16 protein-coding genes are annotated in these 16,367 nt (G+C 62.0%); 15 read left to right on the forward strand and 1 reads right to left on the reverse strand.

All coding sequences use genetic code 11. The annotated features are described in order from the left end of the window. Positions 1-13: 13 nt before the first annotated feature. From ABIT12_RS17270 to gltX, 3 genes are all read left to right on the forward strand, one after another. Positions 14-991, forward strand: coding sequence for a hypothetical protein (locus ABIT12_RS17270; protein ID WP_348040863.1), 978 nt, complete (start codon positions 14-16; stop codon positions 989-991). A gap of 120 nt (positions 992-1,111) precedes the next feature. After that, positions 1,112-2,779 carry an NAD+ synthase gene (locus ABIT12_RS17275; protein WP_348040865.1) on the forward strand — a complete coding sequence of 556 codons (1,668 nt, stop codon included), beginning with the start codon at positions 1,112-1,114 and terminating at the stop codon, positions 2,777-2,779. Beyond that, positions 2,776-4,104 (forward strand): glutamate--tRNA ligase, encoded by a 1,329-nt coding sequence (gene gltX / locus ABIT12_RS17280; RefSeq protein WP_407065644.1) that lies wholly within the window; start codon positions 2,776-2,778, stop codon positions 4,102-4,104. Before ABIT12_RS17275 ends, gltX begins: the two co-directional genes overlap by 4 nt. Here gltX and ABIT12_RS17285 read toward each other — a convergent pair. Next, positions 4,049-5,233, reverse strand: a complete 1,185-nt coding sequence (locus tag ABIT12_RS17285) for a DUF2865 domain-containing protein (protein WP_348040867.1) — start codon at positions 5,231-5,233, stop codon at positions 4,049-4,051. The genes gltX and ABIT12_RS17285 overlap by 56 nt on opposite strands. Before the next feature lie 156 nt (positions 5,234-5,389). Between ABIT12_RS17285 and ABIT12_RS17290 the strand changes: the two genes are divergently transcribed. The 12 genes from ABIT12_RS17290 to ABIT12_RS17345 form a co-directional block, all read left to right on the forward strand. Then, positions 5,390-6,391: a fumarylacetoacetate hydrolase family protein gene (locus ABIT12_RS17290; protein WP_348040869.1), complete on the forward strand. Its 1,002-nt coding sequence runs from the start codon at positions 5,390-5,392 to the stop codon at positions 6,389-6,391. Positions 6,392-6,508: 117 nt separating this feature from the next. Beyond that, entirely contained in the window at positions 6,509-6,961 is a 453-nt protein-coding gene (locus ABIT12_RS17295; RefSeq protein ID WP_348040871.1) for a cytochrome c, read from the forward strand. Positions 6,962-7,217: 256 nt separating this feature from the next. Then, the gene (gene cysS / locus ABIT12_RS17300; RefSeq protein ID WP_348040873.1) at positions 7,218-8,639 is read left to right on the forward strand and encodes a cysteine--tRNA ligase; all 1,422 of its coding nucleotides are present in this window, start codon (positions 7,218-7,220) and stop codon (positions 8,637-8,639) included. A gap of 236 nt (positions 8,640-8,875) precedes the next feature. Then, positions 8,876-9,187: an endonuclease domain-containing protein gene (locus ABIT12_RS17305; RefSeq protein WP_407065645.1), complete on the forward strand. Its 312-nt coding sequence runs from the start codon at positions 8,876-8,878 to the stop codon at positions 9,185-9,187. 2 nt (positions 9,188-9,189) lie between these two features. After that, positions 9,190-9,564, forward strand: a complete 375-nt coding sequence (locus ABIT12_RS17310; RefSeq protein ID WP_348040895.1) for a VOC family protein — start codon at positions 9,190-9,192, stop codon at positions 9,562-9,564. Beyond that, complete coding sequence (locus ABIT12_RS17315; RefSeq protein ID WP_348040875.1) at positions 9,551-10,033, forward strand: GFA family protein; 483 nt, start codon at positions 9,551-9,553, stop codon at positions 10,031-10,033. The genes ABIT12_RS17310 and ABIT12_RS17315 overlap by 14 nt, the downstream gene beginning before the upstream one ends. Then, a complete protein-coding gene (pip, locus tag ABIT12_RS17320) occupies positions 10,030-10,992 on the forward strand; it encodes a prolyl aminopeptidase (protein ID WP_348040877.1) in 963 nt (320 codons plus the stop codon). Before ABIT12_RS17315 ends, pip begins: the two co-directional genes overlap by 4 nt. After that, a complete protein-coding gene (locus ABIT12_RS17325) occupies positions 10,989-11,489 on the forward strand; it encodes a GFA family protein (RefSeq protein WP_348040879.1) in 501 nt (166 codons plus the stop codon). The genes pip and ABIT12_RS17325 overlap by 4 nt, the downstream gene beginning before the upstream one ends. An 8-nt stretch (positions 11,490-11,497) precedes the next feature. Further along, on the forward strand, positions 11,498-13,108 hold the full coding sequence (gene cimA / locus ABIT12_RS17330; RefSeq protein WP_348040881.1) for a citramalate synthase: 1,611 nt from the start codon (positions 11,498-11,500) through the stop codon (positions 13,106-13,108). Positions 13,109-13,246: 138 nt separating this feature from the next. Next, positions 13,247-15,028 (forward strand): LysM peptidoglycan-binding domain-containing protein, encoded by a 1,782-nt coding sequence (locus tag ABIT12_RS17335; RefSeq protein WP_348040883.1) that lies wholly within the window; start codon positions 13,247-13,249, stop codon positions 15,026-15,028. 102 nt (positions 15,029-15,130) lie between these two features. Next, positions 15,131-15,454: a metalloregulator ArsR/SmtB family transcription factor gene (locus ABIT12_RS17340; RefSeq protein WP_348040885.1), complete on the forward strand. Its 324-nt coding sequence runs from the start codon at positions 15,131-15,133 to the stop codon at positions 15,452-15,454. Then, positions 15,454-16,367, forward strand: a 914-nt coding sequence (locus ABIT12_RS17345; protein ID WP_348040887.1) for an ABC transporter transmembrane domain-containing protein, incomplete at its 3' end; no start/stop codon positions are given. The genes ABIT12_RS17340 and ABIT12_RS17345, both read left to right, overlap by 1 nt.

Genomic DNA, 16,367 nt, shown 5'->3' on the forward strand with positions numbered 1-16,367 from the left:
CGGAGGATCCATCGTGCGCCTGATCCCCATTGCTGTCGCAACCGCCAGCCTCGCCGCCGCGATGCCTGTAGTAGCCGCCGACTATCCGGATTCGACCCAATTGCGTCCTGCCTATTCCCAGGACTGGAGCAATGGCGACGACCAGATCCGCTTCGAATTCGGCACCCGCTATTGGTATTCCTGGGGCAATCAGGACGCCGGCTTCACCGTCAAGTCCGGCGGCGTAACCCTGGGCGATGTCAACCTTTCGGTGCGCGATAACACCCATCTTGGCGAACTGCACGGCAAGATCGAAGATCTGACCACCCAGACCTATCTCAAGGGTATCGCCGGCATCGGCTTTAGCACCGCCGGCACCTATTCCATCTCGCCGGCCAGTTCCGGCAGCATTGGTGCCAGTTCCGCCATCGGCTATGCCGGGGCGGATTTCGGTTGGCTGCCCTTGGGCAGCATGGAGCAGGACACCGCGCTTGGCGGCTTTGTCGGCTACCAATATTGGAAAGACGCGCCCGATATCGGAACTGGCAAATATGCCGCCAGCTTTGCCGGCGGTGTGCCCGCCACCGTGGGCGACGCCAAGGACAATTTCGACATTCACGCGCTCCGCCTCGGCATCAAGGGCGAGGCAGCTCTGGGCGACAAGCTCGACGTGCAGGCCGAAGTCGCCGCCGTTCCCTACGCCTGGGTCACCGGCACCATGGGCGGCAGCGCGCCGAACGGCTTCGTCCTCCCCGGCGCGACGGTTTACGAACGCGCCCCGACCGCCCTGACCGGCCACGGCTACGGCGCCATGGGTGAAATGATGGTGGGCTTCCACCCGACAGAAAATCTGGTGCTGCGCGTCGGCGGCCGTGCCTGGTATATTCAGGGCGATCTGGAAGCTGCCGTCAAAGGCTATTCCGGCGGCGCCAATATCGATCTGAACCTGCCCAGCAATTTCGCCCGCATCTTCCGCTACGGCGCGCTGTTTGAACTGACCGGCAAGTTCTAGCCTTCATCGACCCATCAATCCTTTGTCCGCTTGCCCTTGCCGGGGTGAGCGGATAAGTCTTTGCGCGCATCCGGTCCTGCGCCGGTTCGCCCCTTTTCCACTTCGGCAGCGAGCATTTTTGTGACCAATCGTCTTCGTATTGCGCTGGCGCAGCTCAATCCCAAGGTTGGCGCTTTGGCGGCAAATCTGGCATTGGCGCGCACGGCATTGACCGACGCCGCGGTGGCCAAGGCCGATATCCTGATGCTGTCCGAACTGTTCCTGACCGGCTATTTTCCCGATGATCTGCTGTTCAAGCCGCAGTTTGTCGATGATGCGATTGCCACGGCCAATGCGTTGGTCGCCGCCACCAAGGGCCTCAGCGTCAGCCTGATCCTGCCCACCATCTGGCGCGAGCGGGGCGTGCTCTACAATGCCGTGCTGGTTGCCGAAAATGGCGAAATCAGCGCCGTTCGCTACAAGCGCGAATTGCCCAATGACGATATCTTCTATGAAAAGCGCTATTTCACCGCCGGGCCGCTGCCCGAGCCGGTGACCATCAGGGGTGTCTCGATCGGCATTCCGATCTGTGAAGACGTCTGGCATCCGTGGGTCTGTGCGCAACTGGTGCGGCTGGGCGCAGAAATTCTGCTTTGCCCCAATGGCTCGCCCTACTGGAAAAACAAGCAGCATGTCCGCAAGGATCTGGTGCGCGCCCGCGTCACCGAAGATCGTGTGCCCTTGCTCTATCTCAACCAGGTCGGCGGACAGGACGAACTGGTGTTCGATGGCGCCTCATTTGGCATGGAAGCGGACGGCAAGCTGGTGTTTCAGGGCAAGTCCTTCGCTACCGATTTCATCATCTCCGATTGGGCCTATGAGGCCGATGGCTGGACCTGCGTCAAAGGCACGGTGACGCCGCTGACCTCGGTGGACGAAGCGCCATGGCGCGCCTGCGTGCTCGGCCTGCGCGACTATGTTTACAAGAACGGCTTCAAGCAGGTGGTGCTGGGCCTGTCCGGCGGCATCGACAGCGCCGTGGTGGCGGCCATGGCGGTGGACGCCTTCGGTCCGGAAAATGTCCACTGCATCATGCTGCCCTATCGCTACACCTCCGAGGCCAGCCTCACCGACGCCAAGGACTGCGCCGAACGCCTGGGCGTGCGCTATGACGTGGTTTCGATCGGCAATCCGGTCGATGAAGCGCTCCATGAACTGGCACCGGTTTTTGGCAATCGTGCGCCCGATCTGGCCGAGGAAAACATCCAGTCGCGCATGCGTGGCGTGGTGCTGATGGCTGTGTCCAACAAGCTCGGCTCCATGCTGCTGACCACTGGCAACAAGTCCGAAATGGCGGTCGGCTACGCCACGATCTATGGCGACATGAACGGCGGCTACAATCCGCTCAAGGACCTGCTCAAGATGCAGGTCTATCATCTGGCCGCCTGGCGCAATGCCCACCATCCGGGCGACAGCCTCGGGCCGGCGGGCGAAGTCATCCCGCAGCCGATCATCGACAAGGCCCCCAGCGCCGAACTGCGCCCCAACCAGACCGATCAGGACAGCCTGCCGCCCTATCCGGTGCTCGATGCCATCATCGAAGCGCTGGTCGAGCAGGAATTGTCGGTCAAGGACACCGTCGCCAAGGGTTTTGATCTGGCCCTGGTCAAACGTATCGAGAAGCTGTTGAACATTGCCGAATATAAACGCCGCCAGTCGGCTCCCGGTCCCAAGCTGACTGCCAAGGCGTTTGGCCTCGGCCGCCGCTATCCGATTACCAATGGCTATCGCGACGAGTCCGCATCGTGAGCATCATTGTCCGCTACGCTCCGTCGCCGACCGGCCGGCTTCATCTTGGCAATGCCCGCCCGGCGCTGCTCAACTGGTTTTTTGCCCAGTCCCATGGCGGGCAGTACATCCTGCGCATGGACGATACCGACTTTGCCCGCTCCACCCGCACTTCGGCCGATGGCATCGAAGCGGATCTGGCCTGGTTTGGCATCAGCCCATCGTTGCTGGTGAGGCAGTCCGAACGCACGGCGCTTTACGATCAGGCTGTTGTTACGCTCAAGGCCTCCGGTCGGCTGTATCCCTGCTACGAAACCGAAGACGAACTGGATCGCCGCCGCAAGCGCGCCCGCGCTCTGGGCAATCCGCCGATCTATGATCGCGCCGCACTCAAGCTGACCGATGACGACCGCGCCAGGCTCGAAGCCGAAGGCCGCAAGCCGCATTGGCGCTTCAAGCTCGACGGCCGCCCGGTGCAGTTCAGCGACCTGATCAAGGGTCCACAGACCGTCAACACCGCCTCGATGTCCGATCCAGTGCTGGTGCGCGAAGATGGCTCCTATCTTTATACGCTGCCCTCGGTGGTCGATGACATCGACCTCAAGATCAGCCACGTCATTCGTGGCGAAGACCATGTGTCTAATACCGGCACGCAGATCGAAATCTTCGAGGCGCTCGGCGGCGCCGTGCCGCAGTTCGGGCACCATAACCTGTTGACCGATGCCGAGGGGCAGGGGTTCTCCAAGCGTCTCGGCTCGCTGTCGCTGTCTGATCTGCGCGAACAGGGTTATGAAGCCATCGCGGTGGGCATCATGGCGGCGCTGACCGGCACCAGCCTGTCGATCGAGCCCTATGCCAGCTTTGCCGACATCGCCGCCAAGCTCGATCTGTCGATGATCTCCCATGGCCCGGCGCGGTTCGATCCTGCCGAACTCGACAGCCTCAATGCCCGCATCCTGCACACCATGTCGTTCGAAACTGCCCAGCCGCGTCTGGCGGCGCTGGGGCTGGACAACGAAGCTGCCTGGACCTTGCTACGCGAGAATCTCGCCAGATTTGGTGACATCGTCGAGCTGTCCAAACTCATCACCGGCCCGGTCGAGCCCGTGATCGCAGCCGAAGACCGCGACTTCATCACGGCGGCCCGCGAGCTGCTGCCCGCCGAGCCATGGGATGAAACCACCTGGTCAACCTGGACCAATGCCCTCAAGGCCAGCACTGATCGCAAGGGCAAGGCCCTGTTCCTGCCGCTGCGCATGGCGCTGACCGGCCGGCACGATGGACCCGAGCTTAAGTCCCTGCTTCCGCTGGTTGGGCGTAAGGCGTGTCTGGACCGACTACTCTGACCACCTTGTCACCGAACTGAACCAGCCGCAGCGTCTTGTCGCCGTCTTCCGGTACCACGGCCTTGGCAATCGGACTCTCGCCCGGACCCGGCGGGCGCGGCCGGGGCAGGGGAATATCCAGCAGTTGCGCGGTCTGCAGCGGCGCCTCAACGGGCTGCACCGGCTTGACTGGCGCAACCGGAGCCGCGACCGGCAAAGCCCGCCGTGGATCGCGCAACGGCAGCGGGAAACTGCCGCCGTCCAGCGTCACCATGCTGCGCATCTGCCCATTGGCATCCGACACCTGAGTGATATTGCCGGCGACGGGCGCGGGCTTGCAGGTGCTGGTCTTGTCGAACTCGCGCCGATAGCGGAAGGCGTTGGGCAGGGCGGTATAACGTTCGTTGAACAGGTTGCGCATATCCTCCGCCTCCTGCCCGGGGTTGTCATAGTAATAGATCTGCGTCGGCGTGCCCGGACATTGCTGGGAACACACCGCCGCGTCATTGCCCACCATGTCGGGCAGCGTCGAATAGCTCACTGGCCAGAAGTAACCGTCGCTCAGGCGCACGCAGACGGTGCGCACGGTGTTCGCGCTGCCATCCCCCCAGATATCATCGTCGCCGACAATGGTGCCGTCCTGATAGTTGGGGTCATTGCTGGTGCCGAAAATACGGTCGAAAACACCCTGCCGTTCATTGGTAAAGGTGGCGCTGGAGCCGCCCTGATCGGCGCCGCAGCCAAACCGCGCCAGCTCCTGCAAGATAGCTTCGCGCTGCTGGGCCACCGCATTGCCGGTTTCCACCGAACTGGCGACCTTGGCGTATTGATCGCGCAGCCGCAGCACATCATGGCCAATGCCCTGGCACTGCCGTGTCAGGGTGCGGCCGGCCTTGGCGTCATCATTGCAGCCGTTACGGATATAGGAGCTTTCGGCAGCCTGCACCTGCCGCGCCAGATCGCGGGCATTCTGCGTATTGCCACCGACGCTGCGGAAATCGCCATTGCGATCAAACGAGGCCAGGCTTTGCTGCAGGCGCGAGCAATTGGCCGATTGGGCATAGGCGTCGCTGACGTCGAGCGCGAGCGCAGCGCAAAGTGCCAGCATCGCCAGCAATCCACGAAAAGCTACCCTGCTCGAAACGATCATCAAATTGTATCCGCCATGCTGACGCCCTACGTGTCGATTGCGCCAAAACCATGGGGCTTTAAGACAACGCTAGGAGGCCTTGCAACACTATAGTGCCACACTGCCCCGCTTGGTAGCGTTGCCACTGTCACACCGCCGCGACTGGATTGGATCGAGATGAAACTTGCCACAATCAAAAATGGCCGACCCGATGGTCAACTCGTCGTCGTTTCGCGTGATCTGAAACGGGTGGTTTCGGCCAGTCGCGTTGCCCCTAACCTGCAGGCGGCGCTGGACAATTGGGAGGCGGTAACCCCCGCTTTGGCGGCACTTTCGGCCGAACTGGAGGCTGGCGCGATTGCCGGGCAGCCGTTCGATCCGCGCAATTGCCTCGCTCCGTTACCGCGCGCCTATCAGTGGATCGATGGCGCCGGTTACCTCAGCCATCTCGAACGGGTGCGCAGCCTGCAGGGCTCCAAGGACGAACAACTGCAATCGACAAGGCCGCTCATGTATCAGGGTGCCTCTGATTCGCTATCCGCGCCCAATGCACCGATTCTGGTCCCCGATGATGATCTGGCCGTGGATTTCGAGGGCGAAGTGGTCGCCATCCTCGGTCCAGTGCCGATGCACGCCAATAAGGCCAAGGCAGCGGCCGCCATCCGCCTGTTGACGGTTTGCAACGACGTGTCGCTGCGGCGGCTGGTGGTCGATGATCTCCAGAACGGCTTTGGTTTCTTTCACGCCAAGCCATCGACATCGTTCGCGCCCATCGTGGTCACGCCCGATGAGCTGGGTTCGGTCTGGCGCGACAATCGCCTGCACCTCAATGTCCGCATCATGATCAACGATGCCCTGTTCGGCCAACCCAATGCCGGCGTCGACATGCACTTCGATTTTGCCGACCTGATCGTTGAGGCAGCGCGCACCAGAGAACTGGGGGCCGGCACCATCATTGGCGGCGGCACCGTCTCCAATCGGCACGATGAGGGCCTGCCGACCAAGAAGGATGGCATTGGCTTCGCCTGCATTGCCGAGGCCCGCACTGTCGAAAAGCTCAAATATGGCAAGGCCCGCACGCCCTTCCTCAAAACTGGGGATCGGGTGCGGATCGCCGCCCTCGGCGCTGATGGCGTTGCGGTTTTTGGCGAGATCGACCAGACCGTGGCGGTGCTCTAAGCATTTGAAAATGCCGGTAACATTCCCGTGTCCGCGTTTCGGTTTGTCATGAAGCCATGCCAGTGTGTTGCACCAGCAGAGGCCGGTTAGCCATCGTTGCTGCGTTGAGGGCGTTTGATGACTTTGAGAACTATTGCGGCGTTTGCCGTTGCGGGCCTGATGCTGGCCAGCGTTGGCGCTTCGGTGCTTGCTGCCGAATTCGTCGCTCCGGCCACGCCGGAAGCAGCCGTCGCGGCGCGCCAGGCGCTGATGAAATCCAATGGCGGCGTGCTGCGCAGCGCCGGCAACCTGACCGGCGCCGAAGCCGAAGCGGCGATGCAGACCCTGGTCGATAATTTCACCCATCTGCCGCTGCTGTTCCCCAAGGATTCCATCGTTGGCGAAAGCGAAGCGCTGCCGGTGATCTGGGAAAAGTTTGACGATTTCGCCGCCATTGCCATGACCGGCAAGACCACCGCCGAGGCTGGTCTTGCTGCTGCCAAGGCCGGTGATAATGCTGCCTATGCTGATGCCATCAAGGCTATCGGCGGCACCTGCGGGCAATGTCACCAGAGCTTCCGCGGCCACTAGTTACTGTCGCCTCCAAAGCGATCTGGGCGGCGCTTCGGCGTCGCCTTTTCTTTGTCTGAAGTTTGGTTTGGGAGGGGCTTGATTTCCGCCCCGCTTGCCGTCAAGCTCCGCGCCATGAAGACCGTCAACGCACTCTGCAAAATTGACTGCATTATTAGCTGCTAACCACTCGTTGGCGGCGCGGTTTTCTTCATCCTGAATCTCGATCCCAGAAGAGCCCGCTGCCAGTGCATCTCCGCATGCTCAGGACGCAACCATGACTTCGGCTAAACCCCAGATCTCGCTCTACAATACGCTAACGCGCCGCAAGGAGCCCTTCGTTCCGATCGACGCTGAAAACGTGCGCATGTATGTGTGCGGGCCGACGGTCTATGACTTCGCCCATATCGGCAATGCCCGCCCGGTGATCGTCTTCGACGTGCTGTTCCGGCTGCTGCGCCATGTCTATGGCGAAAGCCACGTCACCTATGCCCGCAACATCACCGACGTCGACGACAAGATCAACGCCCGCGCCGTGCGCGATTTCCCCGATCTGCCGCTCAACGAGGCGATCCGCAAGGTCACCGAAACCACCGCTGACCAGTTCATGGCCGATGTGGCGGCGCTCGGCTGCCTGCCGCCCACCCATCAGCCGCGCGCCACCGATTTCGTGCTGCCGCGCGCCGATGGCAAGCCGGACATGGTCAGCCTGATCTCGACCCTGATCGCCAAGAGCAATGCCTACGAGGCCAATGGCGAAGTGCTGTTCGACGTTAAATCCATGCCCGATTACGGCCAGCTTTCCGGGCGCAATCTGGAGGACAACCTCGCCGGCGCCCGCATCGCCGTCGATGCCCATAAGAAGAACCCCGCCGATTTCGTGCTGTGGAAACAATCCTCCGCCGAAGAGCCAGGCTGGGACAGCCCCTGGGGCCGCGGCCGCCCCGGCTGGCACATCGAATGCTCGGCCATGAGCGCGGCCTATCTCGGCAATTTCTTCGACATCCACGGCGGCGGGCTGGACCTGATCTTCCCCCACCACGAAAACGAAATCGCCCAATCCCGGTGTGCGCACGGCACCGAGGTGATGGCGAACGTGTGGATGCATAACGGGTTCCTGCAGGTCGAGGGACAGAAGATGTCCAAGAGCCTGGGGAATTTCGTGACCATCAATGAATTGTTTGACTCGTGGGGTGGCCCTGTACTGCGGCTCAACATGCTAAAGACGCACTATCGTCAACCTATAGACTGGACACAAGCTGGACTAAAAGAGACAGGTCGCGAGATTTCTAGGTGGCTAGATGTAGTCCAGGATGTTCAAAACGAGCAAGTGTCGGAAGAATTTGTTTCTGCAATTGCAGATGAATTGAATTTCTCAGAGGCGATAAAGTTGCTCCGACAGTATTTTAGCACCAGCGAATATGCCTCGCTGCGAGCGGGTATGTTGTTTCTCGGCCTGTCGACAGAGCGCGGTTCAGATCAAGGGAAGAAGCACAGAACGGCATTTTTAGAGACGGGCTACGTCGGGGGTCCCTCCATAGAAGCTCTCATTGAAGAGCGCCTTCAGGCCCTCCAAGCGAAGGATTTTGGTAAGGCTGATGAACTTCGCCGCCAAGCAGAGTCGAGGGGATGGACGCTGATGGATTCCAAGGACTCTTCGACGGGCGAGCGCGTTACCAAATGGGAAATCAAGCGGTGAGTGTTCACCCCGCAATCGCATCTGCGGTGGCAACCCCTCACCCGTCTCGCCCTGCGGGCGATCCACCCTCTCCCTCAAGGGGCGAGGGAAGTTCTGCGCTTGCGGCGAGTACTGCTCTTCCTTCTCCCCTTGAGGGAGAAGGTGCCCCAAGGGCGGATGAGGGGTCCGCTTCGCCACGCGCCCGGGTCGACTGGCGAACGACCAAGACCCCGATCCTGCGCGGGTTTGCCAAATCGATGCGCCATGAACCGACCGAGGCGGAAGCAAAGCTCTGGCGGCTATTGCGAGATCGGCGTTTTGTCGCTCACAAGTTTCGACGCCAGTTGCCCATGGGCGAGTACGTCGTTGATTTTGTCTGCCTGTCCGCAAAGCTCATCGTCGAAGCCGACGGCAGCCAGCACGCCGATAACACCTACGACACCGAGCGCGATGCCTACCTCAAGGCCCAGGGCTTCCGCATTCTCCGTCTCTGGAACAACGATATTCTCGCCCGGCCTGACTCGGTTCTCGAAGCCGTCTGGGCCGCATTGGAAGGACAAACATCATGAGCATTTTCGATCACTTCGGTTTTGCGGTGGGCGATTTCGACAAGTCCGCGGCGTTTTATGATGCGGCTCTGACGCCACTTGGGATCAAGCGGGCGATGCAGTTCGAGTTTCCCGGCGGCCAGGTGATCGGCTATGGCGCCGAGCGGCCCGAGTTCTGGGTCAATTCCGGCGAAGCGCTGCGCGATCACGTCCATATCGCCTTTGCTGCGAAAACCCGCGCGGAGGTGGACGCCTTCCACAAGGCTGCGATGGCCGCTGGCGGCCGGGACAATGGCAAGCCGGGCATCCGCACGGAGTACCATCCTGCCTATTACGGCGCCTTCGTGCTCGATCCCGATGGTCACAATGTCGAAGCGGTCTGCCATGCCCCCGAGTAAGCGCGAAGATCTGACCGGCGGCTGCCAATGCGGTTCCGTGCGGTTCAAGGTGCGGCTGCTTGGGCGCGGCTCGATCTGCCATTGCCGCATGTGCCAGAAAGCATTCGGCGGTTTTTTCGGCCCGCTGGTGACGGCCCATGACGCGACCTGGACCCGCGGCGAACCCAAGTGGTTCCAGTCCTCCAACGCCGCCCGCCGCGCCTTTTGTGGCGATTGCGGCACGCCTTTGGCTTATGAAACCCGCTTCGGGCTGGAGCTGGCGATCGGCGCGTTCGACGATCCTACGGTTGCCGCCCCGGCCATCCAGGTCAATATGAGCGACAAGCTGCCGTTCTTTGATGGGCTGACCGCCTTGCCGGTGCGCACCGAAGAACCCAATGAATGGCGCGATTTTCTCTCCGGCATCCATTCCAACCAGCATCCGGATCACGACACCGATGACTGGCCACCCAAAGGCAACGGCAAATGACCCAAATGCGCACCTGGTATCCCGAAATCGAGCCCTATGCCTCCGGCCATCTCGATGTCGGCAACGGCCACTCGATCTATTGGGAACGCATCGGCACGCCCGGCGCCAAGCCAGCGGTGTTCCTGCACGGTGGGCCCGGTGGTGGCATCAGCCCCAATCAGCGCCGCCTGTTCGATCCGGCGCGTTATGACGTCCTTCTGTTTGACCAGCGCGGTTGTGGCCGCTCGACGCCCTATGCGTCATTGGACAACAATACCACCTGGGATCTGGTGGGGGATATCGAGCAGCTGCGCGACATGGTCGGCGTCGAGAGCTGGCTGGTGTTTGGCGGATCGTGGGGCTCGACGCTGGCTTTGGCCTATGCACAAACCCACCCCGAGCGGACCAGCGAGATCGTGCTGCGCGGTATCTTCACCCTGCGGCGGGCCGAACTGCTCTGGTACTATCAGGAGGGCGCGCACAACATTTTCCCGGACAAGTGGGAGGCCTTCGTGGCGCCGATCCCCGAGGCCGAACGCGGCGACCTGATGGGCGCTTACCGCAAGCGGCTGGTTTCGGATGATGAAGCTGTTCGGCTGGCCGCCGCCACTGCCTGGTCGAAATGGGAAGGCGAAACCCTGACCCTGCTGCCCGATCCATCGGTCAGCGGCCAGTTTTACGATGCCAATTTCGCGCTGGCTTTTGCCCGCATCGAAAACCACTACTTTGTGCATGCCGGCTGGCTGGAAGAGGGGCAGCTGATCCGCGACGCCCAGAAGCTGCGCGATATCCCTGCGGTGATGGTGCAGGGCCGCTATGACATTGCCACGCCGGCCGTCACGGCATGGGATCTGCATCGGGCCTGGCCCGAAGCGGAGTTCCATTTTGTCGAAGATGCCGGCCACGCTGTCAGCCAGCCGGGCATTTTGCATGAGCTGATCCTGGCGACAGATCGCTTTGCCGGAGGGGACTTCATATGAGCGACGAGGCCTATCGTTTCCAGCAATATTCCGGCGGCTGCCAGTGTGGCGCGGTGCGGTTCCACGCCACCGAACTGCGTGACAATCCCCATGTCTGCTATTGCCGCATGTGCCAGAAGGCCGTCGGCAATCTGTTCGCGGCGCTGGTCGGCATCCGCCACGAGCATCTGACGTGGACGCGCGGCACCCCGACGCTGTTCATGAGTTCGGACCATGTCGGGCGCGGCTATTGCCGCGATTGCGGCACGCCGTTGTTTTACCAGAACCTGCGAGGGCCCCATGTATCGATGTGCATCGGCACGTTCGATAACGCCCTCAGCATTCCGATCATTTACCAGATGGGCATGGAGGGCAAACACCCCTCCCTGTTTAACCTCGATGCCGCCGAGGATTGCGGCACCACCGAGGATGCGATGAGTGATGAAGCTGTGGCGATCAAGTCCAGCAATCACCAGCATCCCGATCACGATACGGCCACCTGGCCAGACCCGAATTAGAGTTTACGATGACCACCAAAGAACGCCTCTATCTGTTCGACACCACGCTTCGCGACGGCGCGCAGACTGCCGGGATCGAGTTTTCGCTGGAAGACAAGATCTCGATTACCGCGCTGCTCGAACAACTGGGTGTCGACTATATCGAGGGCGGCTACCCCGGCGCCAATCCGGTCGATACCGAGTTTTTCAACCAGAAGCGCACCACCCGCGCCACCTTCACCGCCTTTGGCATGACCAAGCGGACCGGCCGTTCGGTGGGCAACGATCCGGGCGTGCAGGCGCTGCTTAATTCCAAGGCCGACGCGACCTGCTTTGTCGCCAAGACCTCGGATGCCCAGGTGCGCGTGGCGCTGGAGATCACCCTGGAGGAGAACCTCGCCAATCTCTCCGAAACCGTTGCGGCCTCGGTCGCTGCCGGCAAGGAGACAATGATCGATTGCGAACATTTCTTCGATGGCTTCAAGGCCAATCCGGATTATGCGCTGTCCTGCGTCAAGGCGGCGCTCGATGCGGGGGCGCGCTGGATCATCCTCTGCGACACCAATGGCGGCACCATGCCGTCGGAAATCCGCGATATCGTCACCGTGGTTTCGGCCGTGGTGCCGGGCAGCAAGCTGGGCATCCATGCCCATAACGATACCGGCCAGGCCATCGCCAATTCGTTGGCGGCGGTCGAGGCCGGGGTGCGGCAGGTGCAGGGCACGCTCAACGGCATCGGCGAGCGCTGCGGCAACGCCAACCTCACCACCATCATCCCGACGCTGGTGCTGAAGCCAGTCTTCGCCGACCGCTTCGAAACCGGTATCGACGCGACCCGCCTGGAACGCTTGACCGGCATCTCGCGGGCATTTGACGATCGGCTCAATCGTGCGCCGGATCGGCAGAGCCCTTATGTCGGCGCCTCGGCCTTTGCCACCAAGGCGGGCATCCATGCCTCCGCCATGGCCAAGGATTTTTCCAGTTACGAGCATGTACCGCCCGAAAGCGTCGGCAACGAACGCGCCATCCTGGTCAGCCAGCAGGCGGGCAAGTCCAATCTGCTCAGCGCCCTGTCACGCTACGGCATCACGCTGGACAAGGACGATCCGCGGCTGACGACGCTGCTCAGTACGGTCAAGGATCGCGAATCGCGCGGTTATTCCTATGACGGTGCAGACGCTTCGTTCGTGCTGCTGGCGCGGCGAATCCTCGGCACGCTGCCGCATTTCTTTACCGTCACCAGCTATCGCGCCAGCGTCGAACAGCGCACCAGCGAGCATGGCGATGCCGATATGCTGACCGAAGCCGTGGTCAAACTGCGCATCGGCGATGAACTGCTGATGTCGGTGGCCGAAGGCAATGGCCCGGTCAATGCACTCGATCTGGCCCTGCGCAAAGATCTGGGCAAGTATTCGGACCGCATCGGGGACATGGAGCTAGTTGATTTCAAGGTTCGTATTCTGGACGGCGGCACGGGCGCGGTCACCCGTGTACTGGTCGAAAGCCGTGATGGCAGCGGCGAACGCTGGTACACCATCGGCGTGTCGCCCAACATCATTGATGCCTCGTTTGAGGCGCTGTATGAATCGATCACATATAAACTGTTGAAGACTGAGGCGGCACAGGCGACAACAGTGTGATGATAATCTTGCGGAATCTCCGGTTGCCGGAGATTCCGCCTCATTGCCTGGGAGGCAGAACTGGCCGATACCGCACCGAAACAACCTCTAGCGCTCACCATCGGTGCGGCTGCGGTTACCCTTCTCGTCATCATCGGCGTGCTGACCGGCCCGACGCTGGTCAACTGCTATAACAGCCCGGACGGCATGGGCATGTGCGTGCGTGAGCATCTGCCGGGCGGCACGCCCACAGCTGCGCCGGCCCAGCCCGCCGTTGCGCCCGCGGCGACGGATGCCATGGCGCCGGCAACCGATGCGATGGCCCCCGCTGCAGACGCGATGGCTCCTGCCGCCGAGGCAATGAAGCCTGCCGCTGATGCAATGAAGCCTGCCGCCGATGCCATGGCGCCGGCGACGGCTGTTGCCGAACCGCAAGTTGACGTGACCCCGCCGGCAGCGCCAACCGCGCCGGCTAATCTGATCGCCGCTACCTTTGGCCTGCTGCGCGCCGAGCCCGATGGCTCGGTGGTGATCGCCGGTAGCGGCACGCCCGGCTCGGAAATCGAAGTTTTCTCCAATGGCGATCTGCTGGGCAAGACCAAGGTCGAAGCCAGCGGCGACTGGGTGTTCGTGCCCGATGCGCCGCTGCCGGTTGGCGGCGTCGAAATCACGCTGGGCGAAAGTGGCAAGACCGCCGTTGCCGAGAAGTCCTTCGTTGTCGTGGTCAATCCTGACAAGAAAACCCAACCGCTGGTTGTCGCCAGCACGCCGGGCGCTGCCAGCGATATTCTGCAGGGCCTGACCAAGCCGGCAGTCGTCGCCGTGGCCGCTGCTGAACCAGCCAAGCCGGCGCCAGCCGCTGATGCCGCCGCCAAGCCTGCCGATACTGCGGCTGTGGCCCCCGCTGCTGCGCCTGCAGCTGCCACCCAAACCGCCGTCGCCACTACCCCGGACGCGGCCAAGCCTGCTGCGGCCCCGGCTGCAGCAACTGCTGAGGCCGCTCCTGCCGCCAAGCCTGCTGATGCTGCTACGCCGGCCGTTGCGGCGACCGAGGCTGCAAAGCCTGCTGACGCCGCTGTCGCACCGCCGGCAGTCGCCAGCGCTGAGGCTGCCAAGCCGGTAGCGCCTGCAATCGTGGCCAGCGCGCCGCCGACCATTGACGCGATCGAAATCGACGCCGGCAAGGCGTTCTTTGCCGGCAGCGGGCCGGAAGGCGCATCGGTCCGGCTCTATGTCGATGACATCTTTGTCGCCGACTCCAAGGTCACCGACGGCCGTTGGCTGGTTGAAGCGGGCAATGTCCTGACCAAGCCGAGCCAGCAGATCCGCGTCGACGTGCTCAAGGGCGATGCCGGCGAGGTAGCGTCGCGCGCCGAAGTCAACTTCAAGGTTGATCTCCCGGCGCCTGCGGCGGCACCGACTGCCGTAGCGACTGCCGAAACGCCCAAGCCTGCCGCCGAAGCCACCAAGCCCGCTCCGGCTGTCAAACCAGCGCCGGCTGTAGCGGCGACAGAACCCGCCAAGCCGGCCGCCGAACCCGCTGCAGCAGTCGCCGCAGTTGAGCCGGCCGAGCCAGCCGCAATTGAGGCTGCCAAGGAACCCGCTGCTGCCAAGCCTGCCGCCGTTGCCGAAGCGCCGGCCAAGCCTGTCGAACCAGCAATAGTTGCAGTTGCCGAGCCTGCTGCCGCCGAACCCGCCGCTGCGGCGGCAACGGATGAACAGACCTTGGTCGCCACCGCGGTGGGCGATCCGGAAGCGATGCGCTTTGCCTCGGGCAAGGCTATCATCCGTCATGGCGACAATCTGTGGACCATCGCCCGCCGGGTCTATGGGTCGGGTATCAAGTACACCACCATCTACGACGCCAATACCGGCCAGATCCGCAATCCGAACAAGATCTATCCGGGTCAGGTATTCGAGCTGCCCAAGGCCGCCAAGTAAGTCCAGGCTCAAAATCGCCTCTGCCCAAACGGGCAGGGGCGATTGCTTTTGTGCGCCATCTATGGTTCTTCTATCGTCATCTGCCGATAAAAGAAGTTGAGCATGCGCGACGACGATATCGCCACCATCATGCGGGCCCTGGGACATCCGGTGCGCCTGAATATTTTGCGTATCCTCGCCACGCAGCAGCAATCGCCATGCTGCTGTGCCGACGTGACTGAATCCTTGCCCCTTGCACAATCGACAGTCTCACAACACATCAAGGTGCTCCTCGACGCCGGGCTAATTGAACGCCAGGCGCGCGGCACCCGCAATTGTTATACCGTACGCCATGACCGCCTTGCTGATCTGGGCGCGGCCTATTCCGGCCTGTTGACTGGCCTGACCCATGGCCCGGTACAAGAACTGGAACTGGACCCAGTCTGATGACGACCCAAAATGACGCGCCTAAAAAACCGACGGTGAGCGCGGACGAAGGGTCTTTGCTCGCGACGGTCAAAAACTTGTGGACCTATATGTGGCCAGAGGGCCGCAACGACCTGAAGCTGCGCGTGGTGCTGGCCATCGCCGCGCTGCTGGTCTCCAAGGTGGCGACCACGCTGATCCCGTTTGCCTATAAGGGCATTATCGACAGCCTTGATGGCACCGCGCCCGACAGCAATCTGGTGATGGGCATCGCCGTGCCGGTGGTGCTGGTGCTGGCCTATGGTATCGGCAACGTGGTCGATGCGGCGTTCCAGCAATTGCGCGACGTGCTGTTTGCCAGCGTTGGCCAGCATGCGGTGCGCAAGCTGGCGTTCCGCACCTTCAACCACCTGCACAAGATGTCGCTGCGCTTCCATCTCGCCCGGCGCACCGGCGGGCTGAGCCGGGTGATCGAGCGCGGCACCAAGGGCATCGAAACCATCGTCCGCTTCACGATGCTCAACATCGCTCCGACCATTGTCGAGTTCGTCATTACCGCGGTGATCTTCGTCACCATGTTCGGGGTGAGCTATCTCGGCGTGCTGGTGGTGACCATCTGGCTCTACCTCTATTTCACCATCAAGGCCTCGAACTGGCGCATCGGCATTCGCCGCGACATGAACAACAGCGACACCGATGCCAATTCCAAGGCCATCGACAGCCTGCTGAATTTCGAGACGGTGAAGTATTTCGCCAACGAGAAGATGGAAGCCGAACGCTTCGATGGCGCCATGGCTGGCTATGAACGCTCGGCTATCCGCATCTGGACCTCGCTGGGTTTCCTCAACCTGGGCCAGGCGATTATCTTCTATGCCGGCTTCATGATCATCGGCGTGCTGGCAGTGCTGGGCGTGATGAACAAGACGCTGACGCT

The organism is Devosia sp. (assembly GCF_039927955.1).
In the GTDB taxonomy this organism is placed as follows: Bacteria; Pseudomonadota; Alphaproteobacteria; order Rhizobiales; family Devosiaceae; genus Devosia.

Bases quoted from the DNA above. Each gene is read 5' to 3' on its own strand.
- cimA (WP_348040881.1), top strand. From the start codon at position 11,498: ATGACCACCAAAGAACGCCTCTATCTGTTCGACACCACGCTTCGCGAC.
- pip (WP_348040877.1), top strand. From the start codon at position 10,030: ATGACCCAAATGCGCACCTGGTATCCCGAAATCGAGCCCTATGCCTCC.
- ABIT12_RS17315 (WP_348040875.1), top strand. From the start codon at position 9,551: ATGCCCCCGAGTAAGCGCGAAGATCTGACCGGCGGCTGCCAATGCGGT.
- ABIT12_RS17325 (WP_348040879.1), top strand. From the start codon at position 10,989: ATGAGCGACGAGGCCTATCGTTTCCAGCAATATTCCGGCGGCTGCCAG.
- ABIT12_RS17305 (WP_407065645.1), top strand. From the start codon at position 8,876: ATGCGCCATGAACCGACCGAGGCGGAAGCAAAGCTCTGGCGGCTATTG.
- ABIT12_RS17285 (WP_348040867.1), bottom strand. From the start codon at position 5,233: ATGATCGTTTCGAGCAGGGTAGCTTTTCGTGGATTGCTGGCGATGCTG.
- ABIT12_RS17295 (WP_348040871.1), top strand. From the start codon at position 6,509: ATGACTTTGAGAACTATTGCGGCGTTTGCCGTTGCGGGCCTGATGCTG.
- cysS (WP_348040873.1), top strand. From the start codon at position 7,218: ATGACTTCGGCTAAACCCCAGATCTCGCTCTACAATACGCTAACGCGC.
- ABIT12_RS17290 (WP_348040869.1), top strand. From the start codon at position 5,390: ATGAAACTTGCCACAATCAAAAATGGCCGACCCGATGGTCAACTCGTC.
- ABIT12_RS17340 (WP_348040885.1), top strand. From the start codon at position 15,131: ATGCGCGACGACGATATCGCCACCATCATGCGGGCCCTGGGACATCCG.